The organism is Acinetobacter sp. YH12039 (assembly GCF_013420015.1).
Lineage (GTDB): Bacteria > Pseudomonadota > Gammaproteobacteria > Pseudomonadales > Moraxellaceae > Acinetobacter > Acinetobacter amyesii.
This window is the reverse complement of the sequence record NZ_VOZA01000060.1, coordinates 1-14,780: the sequence shown is the minus strand read 5'-3', so window position 1 is coordinate 14,780 and position 14,780 is coordinate 1. Positions and strand designations below refer to the sequence as shown.

Here is a 14,780-nt window from a genome sequence, read left to right as displayed (position 1 = left end):
AGTGATGGGAGAGAATGTTCAAGAGTGGATTCTAAATGTTCAGATAAAGACATAAAAAAATGAGCGTATTCACATACACTCATTTTTACTACATTTTACTAAAATTTGCTTAACTGACTGGCATTACTCAATTGAGGGCTTTTTTTGAAGATGGTACTGATTTAATTCCAGCGGTTTATGCGTTTAAAGGTTCCAAAATCATTGAAACGTACACCAACCTCACGCATGACTTGGTGTGCAGTTTTTGCCGTTAGATGACGAATATAAAACGGCTCTTTGACCACAAAATGGTGGATAGCATGGGTCGAACCGAAGTTAAAGCAAAACAATTGCATTGGGAACAACCACCACGGATTTAACACCTGAGTTTGTTTAATGACATCGCGTGGGTCAATATCACCATAATAATGCATATTTGAGCTGATAAATTGTAAGCAGAAAGAGCGTATAAAGTTCGGAATAATCCAAACTACAGCAAGAAAATTAATCGTCGGAATTAACTTTACTAAATTAACTGACCAACTAATACTTTGTCCTAACATTGGAGCAATACCATTCACCACATGATAAATGACAAATACATACCAAATGCCGTAATAAATAAAACTTAAAGGAAAAAAACCAGTCAGTTGAGAGAACAATGCAGTTTTACGTTCTTTTTCAGGTTGTTTTTCAATGAATTTCCCAATCATTTTGAACATTTGAAATGGGCGCAAATACACCGTCATCAATTGATCGCTCATGACCAATAGACGACGCAATCCCCACGGCATGCCATTACTGATGCCCCGTTCTTCCAAATCGTATTCGGAACCTGAATACTTGTGATGATTGAGGTGCAAACGACGACGTGCCCAAGGACTAATGGTATTGGGACGTGCTAACCAAACCAAAGCCAACATGAGATGGTGAGCCCATGGCGTCTTTTTAAAATACATATAATGAATCAGGTCATGTTCTAATTCATGTGTCAGTGAAGCAAACATCGCCACCAAAATCACACAAGCCCATGCCGGTAAAATGCCAACAGCAAACGCCCAAGCTGAACCCAACATTCCCAGTAGCGCAAAAATAAGGATGGCTGCGCCTATAAAGTTTTGATGTTTTAAAATGGGATATTGCTGACGTAAGTCTTCACCAGCTTTCGTTACGACAGTTCTGACTTTGTTAATTCGCTGTTGATCTGTCATATCGGAAGACATAGACATAGTACAAACCTAAAAATTAATGAACAGTTGTACATTAAAGCAAATTAAAAAAAAGGAAATCGCTATTTTGAGAACAAATCATCGTCTGTTCAAATATTCAACATTTTATTTATTTTCAATATCTTATTTATAAATAATCTGAGTAATTACTCCAATTTTTCTTTGCAAAATCGGCTGCTTTTAATGTCTTTTGATCACAGGTTTTATGTATTCCTTTTTAACCTACAGAGGAAGGTGAAGATCATTTGAGAATAAAAAAGCCCCAATATTGGAGCTTTTTTATTATATAAAGAATTAACCCAATTTATTCACAATTTTCAACGGCAATACTTTCATTGCAAGACCTAAAGGCAACCAGGGCCATTGTGGTACATAAGCTTTAACCGGTGCTTTCTCAATGGCTTTTGCTAAAAGATGTGAACCAGTTTTTTCATCGACTTCAAATGGCAGTTTTTTCGCACCTTCATTGATCTCCGTACGAATATAACCAGGGAAAATAGTCGTCACTTTAATTGGGGTATCAATCAGCTCTGCACGAATACCTTCAGCTAGAGCAGCAACACCTGCTTTACTTGCACCATAAGCCGTTAAATGTTTAGGCATACCACGCATAGCACTCATCGACGAAATCACCACCAAATGCCCTGCATTTTGGCTACGGAAAATTTCAACCGCAGCTTCGCATTGCGCCAAAGCAGAGATAAAGTTAGTTTCAACTGTGGCGCGGTTAATTTCAAAATTACCTTTACCAATACGACGACCTTCACCGACACCTGCGTTGACAATAACACGGTCAATACTGCCAAAATCTGCTTTAAAGGCACGGAACACTTCAAACACTTGATCGTAATTTGTGACATCGAGGGTTTTCGCAATCACTTTGATGCCATATTGGCTTTCCAGTTCATTTTTTAGCGTTTCTAGACGCTCTAAACGACGTGCGCAAATGGCTAAGTTGTAGCCTTTTTGTGCAAACTCGCGTGCCATTCCTGCACCAATCCCTGAGCTTGCACCTGTAATTAAAATTGTTTTAGCCATGATAATTCCTTTGTTTATCTTAGATCCAAGTTAATAAATTTGGATCAACTGCTTTTATAAAATGATGTTCATTTAAACTGAGTAATTGCGGTTCATTTCCGACTAAACGCAGTGTTGTCATACTGGTATTGGCAATGGCCCAATTGAGTGCAAATGTTTTTTCTGGACTCAGCCCTAAAATTTTGCCCGCTGCAACAGAGATAACACCACCTGAACTAAACACAACAGCATAGCGCGGTTTGGTTTCAGCCAGTTGATTGCATAACTTTTCTAGAGCAGTTTCGACTCGATTTTTAAAATGTGGCCAAGATTCATCGTATTCATGATGAAATTCTCCGCCTGTCCAACGTTCAATGGCACCTTCAAAAATTTTGGATAAATAAGCACGCGGGTTTTCATGCTTAGATACATCTTCTTTTAATAAATGCGGCTGGTTAAATCGAGGTTCATACTGAGCAAAAACTTGCTGATGATTAAATTCATTCCACGCGTTATCTGTATCAACTTGTGCTTCTGGAAAGCATTCAGCCAATGCAAGATTGGCTGTTTGTTGATGACGTTGCATGGAGCCTGCAACTACATAAGGACTTTCTTTTAAAATACGGTCGAAATACTGTCCCAGCACCTTAGCCTGTAGCTCGCCGTTGGGAGAAAGCTTGTCATAGCTTTCTGCACCAAAAGAAGCCTGACCGTGCCGAATTAAATATATCGTGGTCATTTCCCTAAAATATCCTTCATTTTTTCAATATATTTTTGTGCCACGTCATTGGCTTCAAGTTTTTGCAAACCAATAAGTTTTAATGCACGAATATGTAAAGCATGGATCACAATCCAAAAATCTTTAAATGCCGGATTATTGGTTTGCTTGTGGTAAAAGCGGTAATAAATTTGCTGTGCGATTACGGCTAAACGGAAAATGCCGAATACTTCATAAAAGGTCCAATTATCCGTTTGAAGCCCAGTTTTATCCAAATAATATTCAACAACTTCTTTACGGCTAAACATGCCTTTCAAGTTGGTCGGCTGGCGTCGAGTCGCTTTAAAAATTGCGTTATCGCCACTTTCAACCCAATATGCCAAAGCTGAACCTAAGTCCATCAATGGATCACCAAGCGTTGCCATTTCCCAATCCAATACGCCAATCACTTGGGTTGGGTCATTTGGATCTAATATCACGTTATCAAAACGCCAATCGTTATGAATTACACAGGTTTTAGAGTCAGCAGGAATATTGTCTTTGAGCCAATTACGGACATATTTAAACGAAGGAACATTTAAGGTTTTGGCTTTTTCATAGCGTGCGTCCCAACCTTCCACTTGACGACGACAGTACCCGTCGCCCTTGCCTATTTTTTCTAAAGCTGTGCCTTCATATGGCACTTGATGCAGTTCAATTAACTTATCGATGACGTTGGTACACAACGCTCGAACTTGAGTTTCATCAAAATTGATTTCTTTGGGTAAGTTTGCACGTGGAATGATACCTTCTACGCGCTTCATCACGTAGAAATCACAGCCAATCACTGATTCATCCTGACATAGCGCCACCATTTCAGGGAGCACAGGATAAAATTCAGATAATGCCTTCTGTACATTATATTCACGTGCCATATCATGTGCAGACTTGGCTTTGGTGCCTTTCGGTGGACGACGTAAAATTAAATCAGCATTGTCGTATTTTAAGCGATAAGTCCAATTTGATGCACCGCCTGAATATTGAGTGACTTCTACAGGCCCTTCTATTTCAACGCCATGTTCAATCAACCAATTTCCTACAGCACGTACATCCAGTTCTTCACCCTCACGAACTGAACCGCCTACATCGATCACTGACATGCTTTTCTTCCTAAATTTGAATCTATCATGATGATAAAAATATAATTTTCTATAGTTTTATAGCATGGACAACTCGGGGTTGCCATGCCAAATATGTGACTACAACTTGTTTATTTTTTACGACGGCTGCTATAACCGCGCTTCGCCAATTCTAATTTTGCAATCATGCCTTTATGCACTTCATCAGGGCCATCAGCTAGACGCAGTGAACGTGCTTGCGCAAAGAAACCTGTGAGCGGTGTATCTCTAGAAACCCCAGCACCGCCGTGGATTTGAATCGCCATATCAACAACTTTTTCTAAGACACTCGGCGCGACCACTTTAATGGCAGAAATCTCGGTTAATGCAGCCATATTCCCAAGAGTATCCATTTTATATGCTGCATAAAGGGTCAGTAAACGTGCCTGATCAATCGCAACACGTGCTTCTGCTACGCGTTCTAAATTTCCACCGAGTTTTAAGATTTCTTTACCAAAAGCAGTACGGCTCATACCACGGTCAATCATCAGTTCTAGCGATTTTTCGGCAGCACCAATACAACGCATACAGTGATGAATACGGCCTGGGCCTAAACGACCTTGTGCAATTTCAAAACCTTGACCTGCACCGCCAATAAAGTTTGCAACAGGAACACGTACATTTGTGAAGCTAATTTCACCATGTCCATGTGGTGCATCATAATCACCAAAGACTGGAAGCATACGTTCGATTTTCACTCCAGCAGTTTCAACTGGTACTAAAACCATTGAATGCTGATGATGACGGTCTTTGCTTTCATCTGGTGTATGCGCCATAAAAATAATGATTTTAGCATTAGGATCACCTAAACCTGAAGACCACCATTTACGGCCATTCAACACAATTTCGTCGCCTTCAACGACAGCTGTAGCTTCCATATTGGTTGCATCACTTGAAGCAACAGCAGGTTCTGTCATACAAAATACTGAACGGATTTTGCCGTCCAGTAATGGTGTTAACCATTGCTGCTTTTGTTCTTCTGTACCATAGCGCCAAATCACTTCCATATTGCCGCTGTCAGGTGCATTGCAATTGAATACTGTAGGTGCAAGTAAGCTACGGCCTGAAAGTTCTGCGATGTGTGCATATTCTTGTACAGATAAGCCTTGCCCAAGTTCAGGACAAGGTAAAAACATATTCCATAAGCCTGCAGCTTTGGCTTTATCTTTTAAAACCTCTAACTGTGCTGGCCATTGCCATTTGGTCCAATCACCACCTTGGTTCAGCTCATGAACTTCTGCCCAAAACTCAGTTTCTACAGGCTCAATTTCATCTTTAATAAATTTTTTTGTTCTTTCAATATAATCTTGTGCACGTGCTGAAAGTTCAAACATGACAACATCCTTTAAATATTCTGTTCTTTACGCTTTACAACACCATAACCTGAAATCTAATATGAACAAAATGATTTAATTCAATAGATGAACATGAATAGTATTCATAAAAACACAGTCATCGATATGGGTGTTTTCCACCGTATGGATATCAATTTATATCCACTATATATCGCAGTTTATGAACAAAAAAGCATTTCAAAAGCAGCACAAATTTTGTGTATTACTCAGTCTGCAGCGAGTCATGCACTTCAACGTTTAAGACAACATTTACAAGATGACTTATTTGTACGTGCTGGGGCAAAAATGCTCCCGACTCCATTTGCTGAACAGATTTATCCCGTAATTAAAAATGCGCTTATTGCGATTCAAAGTATTTCTATCCAAAAACAACAATTTACTCCTTCAATGGTACAGAGCTTAAAAATTGCCGTACATGATGAAATTGAACCGATTATTTTTCCTAAGTTAGTTGAACACTTTCAACAGCAACAGTTTCAGATCCAATTTTCCAGTATTAAATTAGACCGCAAAACCATTGTGGCTGACCTTGCTGCACAGCAAATCGATTTTGCGATTGATCTTGAGCAAAACTTTGGTGAAAAAATAAATTTTCAAACTTTAGTTGAAGACCAATTCGTGGTTTGTAGTCAACATTCCAAGATGGATGAATCTATTTATCTTTCTGCTCCTCACATTGGGGTTTCTTCCCGACGTGCAGGTGTATTAGTTGAAGATATTTATTTAAATCGTAAAAAACACTCTAGAGAGATTTTTTTACGCTGTCAGCATTACTCTACTGCGCTACAAATTTTGGCACAGCAACCCAAGGCAATATTAACGATTCCGCAAAATATTTTGACGCATTTACAGGTTGCTCCCGAACTGAATATTTTTGATGTACCTGTAGACTTGCCGAAAATTAAACTAGGGATGTATTGGCATAATGATTTGGAATTAAATTCGCGGCATGTTTTTTTGCGAAGCCAAATTTCTAAAATTTTTGCTTAGGCTATTTTATGATGATATATCAGCTTGCTTAGGCTATTCACATGGATTTAGATTGAATTCTGCGTGATGAAACTTGCTGTATATTTATAGATCAAATGCTGATTATTTAATGTATTTTTAACTGACCGCCGGTTTATTCGACAGCCATAAATCATGAGTTCTTATAAAATCTAAACTCCTGTTTTTATGCGATATGACTTCGTTCATATCATTATGTATGCTTTCAAATCTCTCCACAAATTGGCTCATGGCTTTAGGTGCAGTATTGTGCCTGATCACAGTCTATGTTTTCTATAAAGTCACCATTTTCTTAAAGGATTTTTTTCAACCCTTTAAGAAAGGAAAATCTTACCTCTGCCGTGTATCCGATATTAGTGATGGCGATACCCTCACCTGCTATCGGATGAATCTGAGACGTTCTAAAACCAAACTTCGCTTTGCTTATGTGGATGCGCCAGAATCGACACAAGCCTACGGTAAAGAGTCAGCCCGCCTGATCAAATCCATGGTTTATAAGAAATTTGTCCGTGTAAAAATCACTGATGTAGACCGTTATGGCCGCTGCGTTGGGGTTATTTATCGCTATCGTAAATGCATGAATGAAGAAATGGTAAAACGTGGTGCTGCGTGGGTGTACGAAGAATACATCCGTGACCAAAAGCATTTGCACTATATGATGAATTTACAAAGTAAAGCACGTAAACAAAAGAAAGGTTTGTGGAAAGCCAGTCGTCCAATGCGCCCTAAAGAGTATCGTAAATTACATAAATAACAGACCACATTACAGCATGGCTAAGGAATATTTGATGACTTAGCCATGTCTAATATTTGACCTTTTTTTACTTCGCTATACAATAATGCTGCCCTTTTGGGCATAGAAAATAAATTAGATAATTAAAATTGGAATAATAATGACTGAACTTACTTCAAGCGAATTGAATCCGTTTCAACAAGATCAAAATATTCAACCTCAAATTCAAAAAGCCGATCATCCACTGTCTCCTGAAGGACGTTTTGGCCGCCTGTCTTATTTAGCGTGGTTATTTATCATTAGCATGATTTATACCTGTCTATTGGGCATCAGCGTCGCGCTAGGTCTTTTTGCATTTTTCAATTCAGCAGAACGTAATATTGAAGCACTTTTTAATTCATTCTTAGGACTCAGTGCGATCGCTCTCATTGTCGTTTCTATCGTTGCAATGTTTGTCGCAATGATCTGCATTACGATTCGTCGTTTACATGATCTAAATAAAAGCGGTTGGCTCTGCTTAATTTTTCTCATCCCTCTGGTCGGCACCATCTTTAGCATTTATGTGATGGCTGCAAAAGGCACCGAAGGTGAAAATAAATATGGCATAAAACGTCCAACGGAACAAACAGAGAAAGTCATTGGGTCATTGTATCTAATCCTGATGATTGTTTATTTATTGGTCATGATCCCATTGATGTTCAATATGCAAAGTATGATGAACAATTTAGAACAAGCGCAATTACAAGAACAAGCGATGATGTCTGAAGGTGAACCTGAATTAACGGATGAACAACTTGCGGCTTATTTAGAGCAAGCTGAATCAGAAGGTGAAGAACTTGCTTATGCAGATGGTGAAAGTGTAGAAATTTTAGAAAATGCAGACAGCTCAGCAGAAGATGCTGCAATTGCAGCTGCAGAAGCTTCTGTAGAATAAACACGCATTGTTTAAGTTATCAATTCAATGATATGCATTGAACGATAAGCTTTAAATGAAATGTTATACAAGAAAACCTGTGTGCGCGCAGGTTTTTTTATACCTGTTTTTTATGCTTTGAGTTGTTCACTTGAATTCAAAATAAATTAGGCGTACAGTTGCGATAATTTAGTTACCCTAGTTAACTATCATGAATACCTCATTAGGTTTCCGCTCTTCACTTCTGCGCTGTGCGCGTCTGATGAGTGATGAAATCAACACGATTTTATTGCCCTATCAATTGAACTATTCACTTTGGCAAGTCATGTTTGTCATCCGTGAAAAAACTGCTTGTACATCTATTGAAATGGCGGAATATTTAAATGTATCCAAGCCATCCATCACTAAGCGTGTCAAAATTCTTGCTCAGATGGATATTTTGGCACATGTGCAAACTGACGATAAACGTCAAAAGAAAATGATGCTCAGCGAGACTGGACGTGAGTTATTTCAGCAATGTGCAAAAGACATAGATGCCTTTGAGCAGCGCCTGATCGCGCCATTAGCAAGCCAAGATATCCAACACTCCATTCAAATTTTACACCGTGTCATGCAAGAACTTGAACAAAACACTGTAGGTGATGATCATGCAAGATAAAGCACCACTTTGGACTCGAAATTTTATTTTAGTCAGCGCCATTAACTTCCAATTGGTTTTAACCTTTTATCTCTTGGTTGTGGTGATCGTGGGCTATGCGGTGGCTGAATTGGGTGCGACTACAGCCCAAGCAGGTTTAGTTTCTGGCTTGTTCATTGTCGGCACATTGGTCGGGCGTTTATTGGTGGGCAAGTTCCTAGAACGTTTTGGTCGTAAAACAACACTGATCGTTGGTTTAATTGGCTTTTTAGTCTTTTCTGGTTTTTACTTCATTCAGTTTGGCGTCGGCATGTTGCTTTTCATACGCTTTATGCATGGCTTTATGATGGGTATGGCATCAACAGTGCTGGGTACCTTAATTGCCCAAATCTTACCAGCGACACGTCGCGGTGAAGGCATTGGCTACTACAGCATGAGTAGTACTTTAGGTACGGCTATTGGGCCATTTCTTGCCATTTGGATGATGTTACATATTGGTTATCATGCGATTTTTATCGTTTCTACGATTATCGCATTGAGCTGCCTATTGGTTGCCTTGCTGATTCAAGTGCCCGATTTACCCAAAATTAATAAACCCCTCGATACTGTTGAAGCTGTCAAAAAACCGAGTTGGATTGCTCAATTTGTAGAACCTAAAGCATTACCGATATCATTCATCATGCTTTTCGCTTCAATCTGCTATTCAGGCGTTTTGTCTTTCATTAACTTTTATGCCAAAGAAATCGATTTGGTTGAAACAGCCTCGTTTTTCTTTTTGATGTATGCCATTGCGATTTTAATTTCTCGCCCATTTACAGGCCCGTTGATGGACCGTAAAGGTGAAAATATTGTGATCTACCCTGCTTTTGTGATTATGGGCGTGGCATTGGTATTGCTCAGCATCACACAGAGTTCATGGATGCTTTTACTTTGTGCAGGCCTACTTGGACTCGGTTATGGCAATATTCAGTCGGTCTGCCAAACAGTTGCGGTAAAAAGTGCGCCGCTTGAACGTATGGGCTTTGCCACTTCAACTTTCTTTATCTTTTTGGATGCCGGCTTAGGCTTTGGACCGTACTTTATCGGTAAATTGCTCGACCATATTGGCTACTCACAATTGTATTTGTATAGCGCCTTTGCAGCCTTTGCATGTATTGGTGCCTACTACTTTTTACATGGCCGTTATACCGTTCGAACCGCTTAAACTGTAGCTAAACATCAAATCGTCGGCTGAAACGTCGACGATATTCTAAGGGGCTCAGCCCCGTTTTTTTTTGAAATAACCGTCGAAATGAGCTTGGGTCATTATAGCCGACATCTCGCATAATCAGATCTAAAGCATGTCCCGTTTCTTCTAAACGCTTTCGTGCAGCTTCAATCCGTATTGATTGTAAGTATTGATTGGGAGGCATATCCAAAGCCGCTTTAAAATGACGAATCAATGTCCTTGTTGTCACATTAAACTGCGCCGCAAGTTCATCTAAGACTATATTTTCATGATAATGCTGTTCTAACCAATCTTGAACTTTTTGCACCAAACCATCCTGATGCGGTTTAGATATTTTCAATAATGAATAGGACAACTGACTATCACGACGATAATCCAATACAAATGATTTTGCCGTGTGGATTGCCGTTTCAAAACCATAAAAACGTTCTATCAGGTGCAGTCCCAAATCAAACCATGCTAAGCCACCTCCAGCACAGTAAATATTTTGATCATGGCTAATGAGCTGATCTGCATTCAGTCTTACCAAAGGATAGCGTTCACGAAACATTTGCTGAAAGCCCCAATGCGTCGTTGCCTGCTTACCATCTAAAAGCCCTGCTTCTGCCAGAAAAAAGTTACCCGTACAATTTCCTGCGATCAGTCCGCTTTGCAATTGCCGAGTTTTTAATAATTCGATCAGTGCTGCGTTTTGCGCTAAAACATCTAAGATCGGCGCACCTATCGTTGGGACAATGATGACATCTGCATCTGTTATTTCAGAAAATGCTAAATCTGCAAAAAGCTTGATGCCATTGATACATTGCACTGCTTGACTATGTTGTGAGGCAATTTTGACCTGAAATAGCCGCTGCACATTTTGTTTTTGGATCCGATTCCAACTGACACCCGCCATTGCAAAGAGATCAACAACCCCAGTAATCGCAGAAGCCAAAGCACCATCAAATGCTAAAATTATGATTTTCTTCATTTAAATTTCAAATTATCAAAATGTCATTTTTGACTTATTAAGTGTCATTATTGACAATTCTATATCTAAAAATCAACTGCTAGGCTTAAGCCATAAAATTCGACCCGATTAGAGATTGATCAATGGCGCAGTTAATCAATGACAAAGATTTAAATTTTTTGCTATTTGACGTGTTTAAAGCGCAAGACTTAACGCATTACCCACGTTTTGCTGAGCATGATGCTGAAACCTTCAAAAGCATCCTAGAAACTGCACAAGGTATTGCTCAAGACTTTTTTGCCCCGCATAACGCAACAGCCGATCAAAACGAACCTACGTTTGATGGTCAACAGGTTAAAACCATTGCTGAAGTCAAAACGGCATGGAAGCAATTTGCAGATGCCGGCTTGCTTTGTGCACAGCATGATTATGATGCAGGCGGTATGCAACTTCCGACTTTGATCAACATGGCTGCAAATGCTTATTTCATGTCAGCAAATCCTTCATCAGTGGCTTATTCATTTCTAACCGCTGCGGCTGCAAATGTGATTCAAGCTTTCGGTACGACTGAACAAAAAGATAGGTTTGTACCGCATATGTTCAGTGGTCGCTTTGCAGGAACGATGGCCATGACTGAACCTGATGTGGGTTCATCTTTAGGTGATTTGACCACAAAAGCTATACCGCAAGCCGATGGTACCTACCTCATCAAAGGCCAAAAGATGTTTATTTCAGGGGGTGACCAAGACATCACTGAAAATATCGTCCATTTGGTCCTTGCTCGCATCCAAGATGCACCTCAGGGCGTAAAAGGTATATCTCTGTTTATTGTTCCGAAGTTTAAAACCCTGAGCGATGGTTCACTTGCAGGCGCCAATGACGTTCAACTGGCTGGCTTATTACATAAAATGGGCTACAGAGGTACAACATCGACAGTACTGAGCTTTGGTGAAAAAGACCAATGTACAGGCTATCTGATTGGTGAAGCAGGTGCTGGTCTTAAATATATGTTTAAGATGATGAATGAAGCACGAGTCGGTGTCGGCTTAGGTGCAGCCATGATTGGATACCGTGGCTATTTAGAGTCACTTGAATATGCCAAAAACCGTCCACAAGGTCGCTTAGTATCAGATAAAAATCCTGCCTCAAAACCTGTCAATATTATTCAACATACAGATGTTAAACGGATGCTTTTGGCACAAAAATCCTATGTGGAAGGCGCACTCGCATTATGCCTATTTGCTGCACGATTAATTGATGAACATCAAGCCGCTAACAATGAAGACAGCGCGTTGTTATTAGATTTGATTATCCCTGTCGTCAAATCATTCCCTTCCGCCTATGGACCAAAAGCCAATGATTTAGCCATTCAAGTTTTAGGTGGCGCTGGCTATACCCGCGAATATCCACTTGAACAATGCTATCGCGACAACCGCTTAAATCCGATCCATGAAGGTACATTTGGTATTCAATCTTTGGATTTGTTGGGTCGTAAGCTTTGGCAGCACAACAGCAGAGGTTTGATGCTGTTATTACAACGTATGCAAAATACGATTGATCAAGCTCAACATCCAAAAACGGAAGCGCTTGCAGCGATTTTTTCAGGGCATTTAAACACGGTGAAGAAAACCACACAAAGTTTGGGACAAGTCCTCGCACAAGGTCGTGTCGATCAGGTACTGGGTAATTCTGCCTTGTATCTAGACATGATGGGCAAAGTCATCATTTCATGGCTATGGCTTGAAATGGCTAATCAAGCTCTTGTGAAATTTGAACATTCAGATTTAGCTGAAGATCAACAATTCTTAGCCGGTAAATTACAAGCCGCGCAATATTTTATCCGCTGGGAATTACCTGAAATAGAGCACCAAGCCAAGTTATTGCTAGAACTTGATGATACTTGCCTCAACATGCAAGAAAGTTGGTTCTAGTCACCCGTTTAGCTCAGTCCTCAATGGGCTAATCTGGACAAGGTTTTCACGGATGAAAATCTTGTCCAACCCTATCTATTTCAATATAACTGCAATAAAAAAGGAACATAGTTTCGTTCCTTTTTTATCAAGATAGTGTGCTATACGCCGCAATTATTGGAAGACTTTAAAACGAGCGGCATCATCCATATAGCCTTTTTCTTTCGCTTCACCTTCCACTGAACCAAAAACCAATTGAGCACGAAGTTTCCAATGCGCAGGAATGTCCCATTCAGCATGTACTTGTTCATCCACAATTGGGTTGTAATGCTGTAGTGATGCGCCTAAACCTTCGGTATGCAATGCGGTCCAAGTCGCAAATTGGGCAATGGCAGTTGAATGTTCGGCCCAAATCGGAAAGTTTTCTGCATAAGAAGGAAACTGTGCTTGTAGGCCACTGACCACATCCAAATCTTCAAAGAACAGAACTGTACCTAAACCTGCTGCAAAACTTGCCATTTTAGCCGTCGTCTTCGCAGCACTTTCTTCATCTTTTGCATAAGATTTTAATTTGTCAGCGACTAAGCCCCAAAATTTTTCACTTTCAGCATTAAATAAAATAACAGCACGAGAAGATTGTGAGTTAAATGAAGACGGGCTTTGTTTAATCGCTGTTTGGATCAAATCAGTTAAATATTCTGTGCTTTGGCTTACATTGTCCCCAATAGCATAAATAGTGCGACGTTTGCGAATCAGGTCAATAAACTGATTTGACATATAAAATGGTCCTTTAGAATATAATGTGTAGATGAATCAGATACATTTGGAATAATAAGTATCGCTACTTTCCAAATGTTTTGAATGCTTCACTTGCTTGATGGGTCACTATGAAACAGTCACTTGCCGCAGTAAATCTGAAGTTCTGCTGTGCATATAAAAAATCCTCCTAAGCGGAGGATTTTTCGACTAAAACTGTGTGCAGTTTAGAATTTTGCTTCTAATACATTCGCTGACACTTGGTTTTTCCAAAGCTCACGTAAAGTCGGTAGATAGAATTTTTCACCTAGCTCGACCAACTCTGCATCAATCAAACCATGAACTTCGTGCATGAATAAATAATCAAGTTCAACGGTTTGTAATTTTGACTGTGCTTTTTTATATTCTTTACGTTTTTGCTGTGCTTTTTTTACCAAGTTATCTGCATAAGCACGGTCTTTATATTGGGCAATAGCATTCAAACGTAGCTCAATTACGCCCCACCCACTGAGTAGTAATTTAAATTTTTCAAAATCTGGCGTTGTCGATTCCCAGCTCATTTCTTCAAGATTTTCATTTTCAGGCAAAACTGGTAGCAAAAGCTCCATAACGCTTGGAAAAATCTTTTTAAAATTCAATACAAATTTAACAGGATGCTCGCCCGGATAGTCTTTAAATTGAACGTTCTTTTGGACATCTGTCAAATAGATGGTGAGCATTGGGGGAAATCCTTAAATAAAACACTGTCTTGCAAATATTTATTCAAACAAATGTCAAATAGCAACGAAAACAGAAAAAGAAAGGCATTTTAACAAGTGTGCCAATGAATTCAAAGCCCAATCCAATGAATTACTCTCTTCCAACATTGGCCTTGCTTCATTTTTTCGTTACCCAGTTTTTTATAAATCATCCAGTTTATATCTATACTTTTACAGCTGAAAATGAATCAAAAGAATCTGTATTAGGCAGTATCTAGCTGAAAAATTGATGAATCATAGATCCAATAAAAAGAGAGGCTGAATATAAATCAGCCTCTCTACTTGTTTACAAATACTTTAGATGAATAGGGTCTGTTGACATTTGTTGATTAAAAAAATAGCGAGATAGTAAAATTAAATCGCCAAACCCAATTTTACACTCGCTATGCCTCGAACAATGCTAAATGATCAACACTGGTCCAAGTTACTTGCT

14 protein-coding genes are annotated in these 14,780 nt (G+C 39.4%); 6 read left to right on the top strand and 8 right to left on the bottom strand.

Annotated elements, in window-relative coordinates; genetic code table 11:
• Positions 1-161 precede the first annotated feature (161 nt).
• The 5 genes from FTT98_RS15815 to FTT98_RS15795 form a co-directional block, all read right to left on the bottom strand.
• Positions 162-1,208, bottom strand: coding sequence for a fatty acid desaturase (locus tag FTT98_RS15815; RefSeq protein WP_180177555.1), 1,047 nt, complete (start codon positions 1,206-1,208; stop codon positions 162-164).
• A gap of 294 nt (positions 1,209-1,502) precedes the next feature.
• Entirely contained in the window at positions 1,503-2,246 is a 744-nt protein-coding gene (locus FTT98_RS15810) for an SDR family oxidoreductase (RefSeq protein WP_078193819.1), read from the bottom strand.
• A gap of 19 nt (positions 2,247-2,265) precedes the next feature.
• On the bottom strand, positions 2,266-2,964 hold the full coding sequence (locus FTT98_RS15805; protein ID WP_180177554.1) for a histidine phosphatase family protein: 699 nt from the start codon (positions 2,962-2,964) through the stop codon (positions 2,266-2,268).
• A complete protein-coding gene (locus FTT98_RS15800) occupies positions 2,961-4,082 on the bottom strand; it encodes a phosphotransferase family protein (protein ID WP_180073901.1) in 1,122 nt (373 codons plus the stop codon). The genes FTT98_RS15805 and FTT98_RS15800 overlap by 4 nt, the downstream gene beginning before the upstream one ends.
• A 110-nt stretch (positions 4,083-4,192) precedes the next feature.
• Positions 4,193-5,434 carry an acyl-CoA dehydrogenase family protein gene (locus FTT98_RS15795; protein WP_180003722.1) on the bottom strand — a complete coding sequence of 414 codons (1,242 nt, stop codon included), beginning with the start codon at positions 5,432-5,434 and terminating at the stop codon, positions 4,193-4,195.
• A gap of 93 nt (positions 5,435-5,527) precedes the next feature.
• On the opposite strand from FTT98_RS15795, the gene FTT98_RS15790 reads away from it, so the two are divergent.
• The 5 genes from FTT98_RS15790 to FTT98_RS15770 all read left to right on the top strand — a co-directional run bounded on the left by FTT98_RS15790 (position 5,528) and on the right by FTT98_RS15770 (position 9,950).
• The gene (locus FTT98_RS15790; protein WP_180021744.1) at positions 5,528-6,445 is read left to right on the top strand and encodes a LysR family transcriptional regulator; all 918 of its coding nucleotides are present in this window, start codon (positions 5,528-5,530) and stop codon (positions 6,443-6,445) included.
• A 217-nt stretch (positions 6,446-6,662) separates the two neighbouring features.
• Complete coding sequence (locus FTT98_RS15785; protein WP_180021742.1) at positions 6,663-7,217, top strand: thermonuclease family protein; 555 nt, start codon at positions 6,663-6,665, stop codon at positions 7,215-7,217.
• Between the two features lie 139 nt (positions 7,218-7,356).
• A complete protein-coding gene (locus FTT98_RS15780) occupies positions 7,357-8,130 on the top strand; it encodes a DUF805 domain-containing protein (RefSeq protein WP_180177553.1) in 774 nt (257 codons plus the stop codon).
• A 190-nt stretch (positions 8,131-8,320) separates the two neighbouring features.
• Positions 8,321-8,767: a MarR family winged helix-turn-helix transcriptional regulator gene (locus FTT98_RS15775; RefSeq protein ID WP_180177552.1), complete on the top strand. Its 447-nt coding sequence runs from the start codon at positions 8,321-8,323 to the stop codon at positions 8,765-8,767.
• Positions 8,751-9,950, top strand: a complete 1,200-nt coding sequence (locus tag FTT98_RS15770) for an MFS transporter (RefSeq protein WP_180054838.1) — start codon at positions 8,751-8,753, stop codon at positions 9,948-9,950. Before FTT98_RS15775 ends, FTT98_RS15770 begins: the two co-directional genes overlap by 17 nt.
• Before the next feature lie 7 nt (positions 9,951-9,957).
• Here FTT98_RS15770 and FTT98_RS15765 read toward each other — a convergent pair whose 3' ends face one another.
• Positions 9,958-10,944, bottom strand: coding sequence for a GlxA family transcriptional regulator (locus tag FTT98_RS15765; RefSeq protein ID WP_180011429.1), 987 nt, complete (start codon positions 10,942-10,944; stop codon positions 9,958-9,960).
• A gap of 122 nt (positions 10,945-11,066) precedes the next feature.
• Here FTT98_RS15765 and FTT98_RS15760 point away from each other — a divergent pair, with 122 nt between their 5' ends.
• Entirely contained in the window at positions 11,067-12,854 is a 1,788-nt protein-coding gene (locus tag FTT98_RS15760; protein WP_180035737.1) for an acyl-CoA dehydrogenase, read from the top strand.
• Between the two features lie 153 nt (positions 12,855-13,007).
• Here the strand turns inward: FTT98_RS15760 and FTT98_RS15755 are convergent, their stop codons facing one another.
• Positions 13,008-13,610 (bottom strand): nitroreductase family protein, encoded by a 603-nt coding sequence (locus FTT98_RS15755; RefSeq protein ID WP_180177551.1) that lies wholly within the window; start codon positions 13,608-13,610, stop codon positions 13,008-13,010.
• Positions 13,611-13,816: 206 nt separating this feature from the next.
• On the bottom strand, positions 13,817-14,308 hold the full coding sequence (locus FTT98_RS15750; RefSeq protein WP_180117884.1) for a hypothetical protein: 492 nt from the start codon (positions 14,306-14,308) through the stop codon (positions 13,817-13,819).
• Positions 14,309-14,780: the final 472 nt, after the last annotated feature.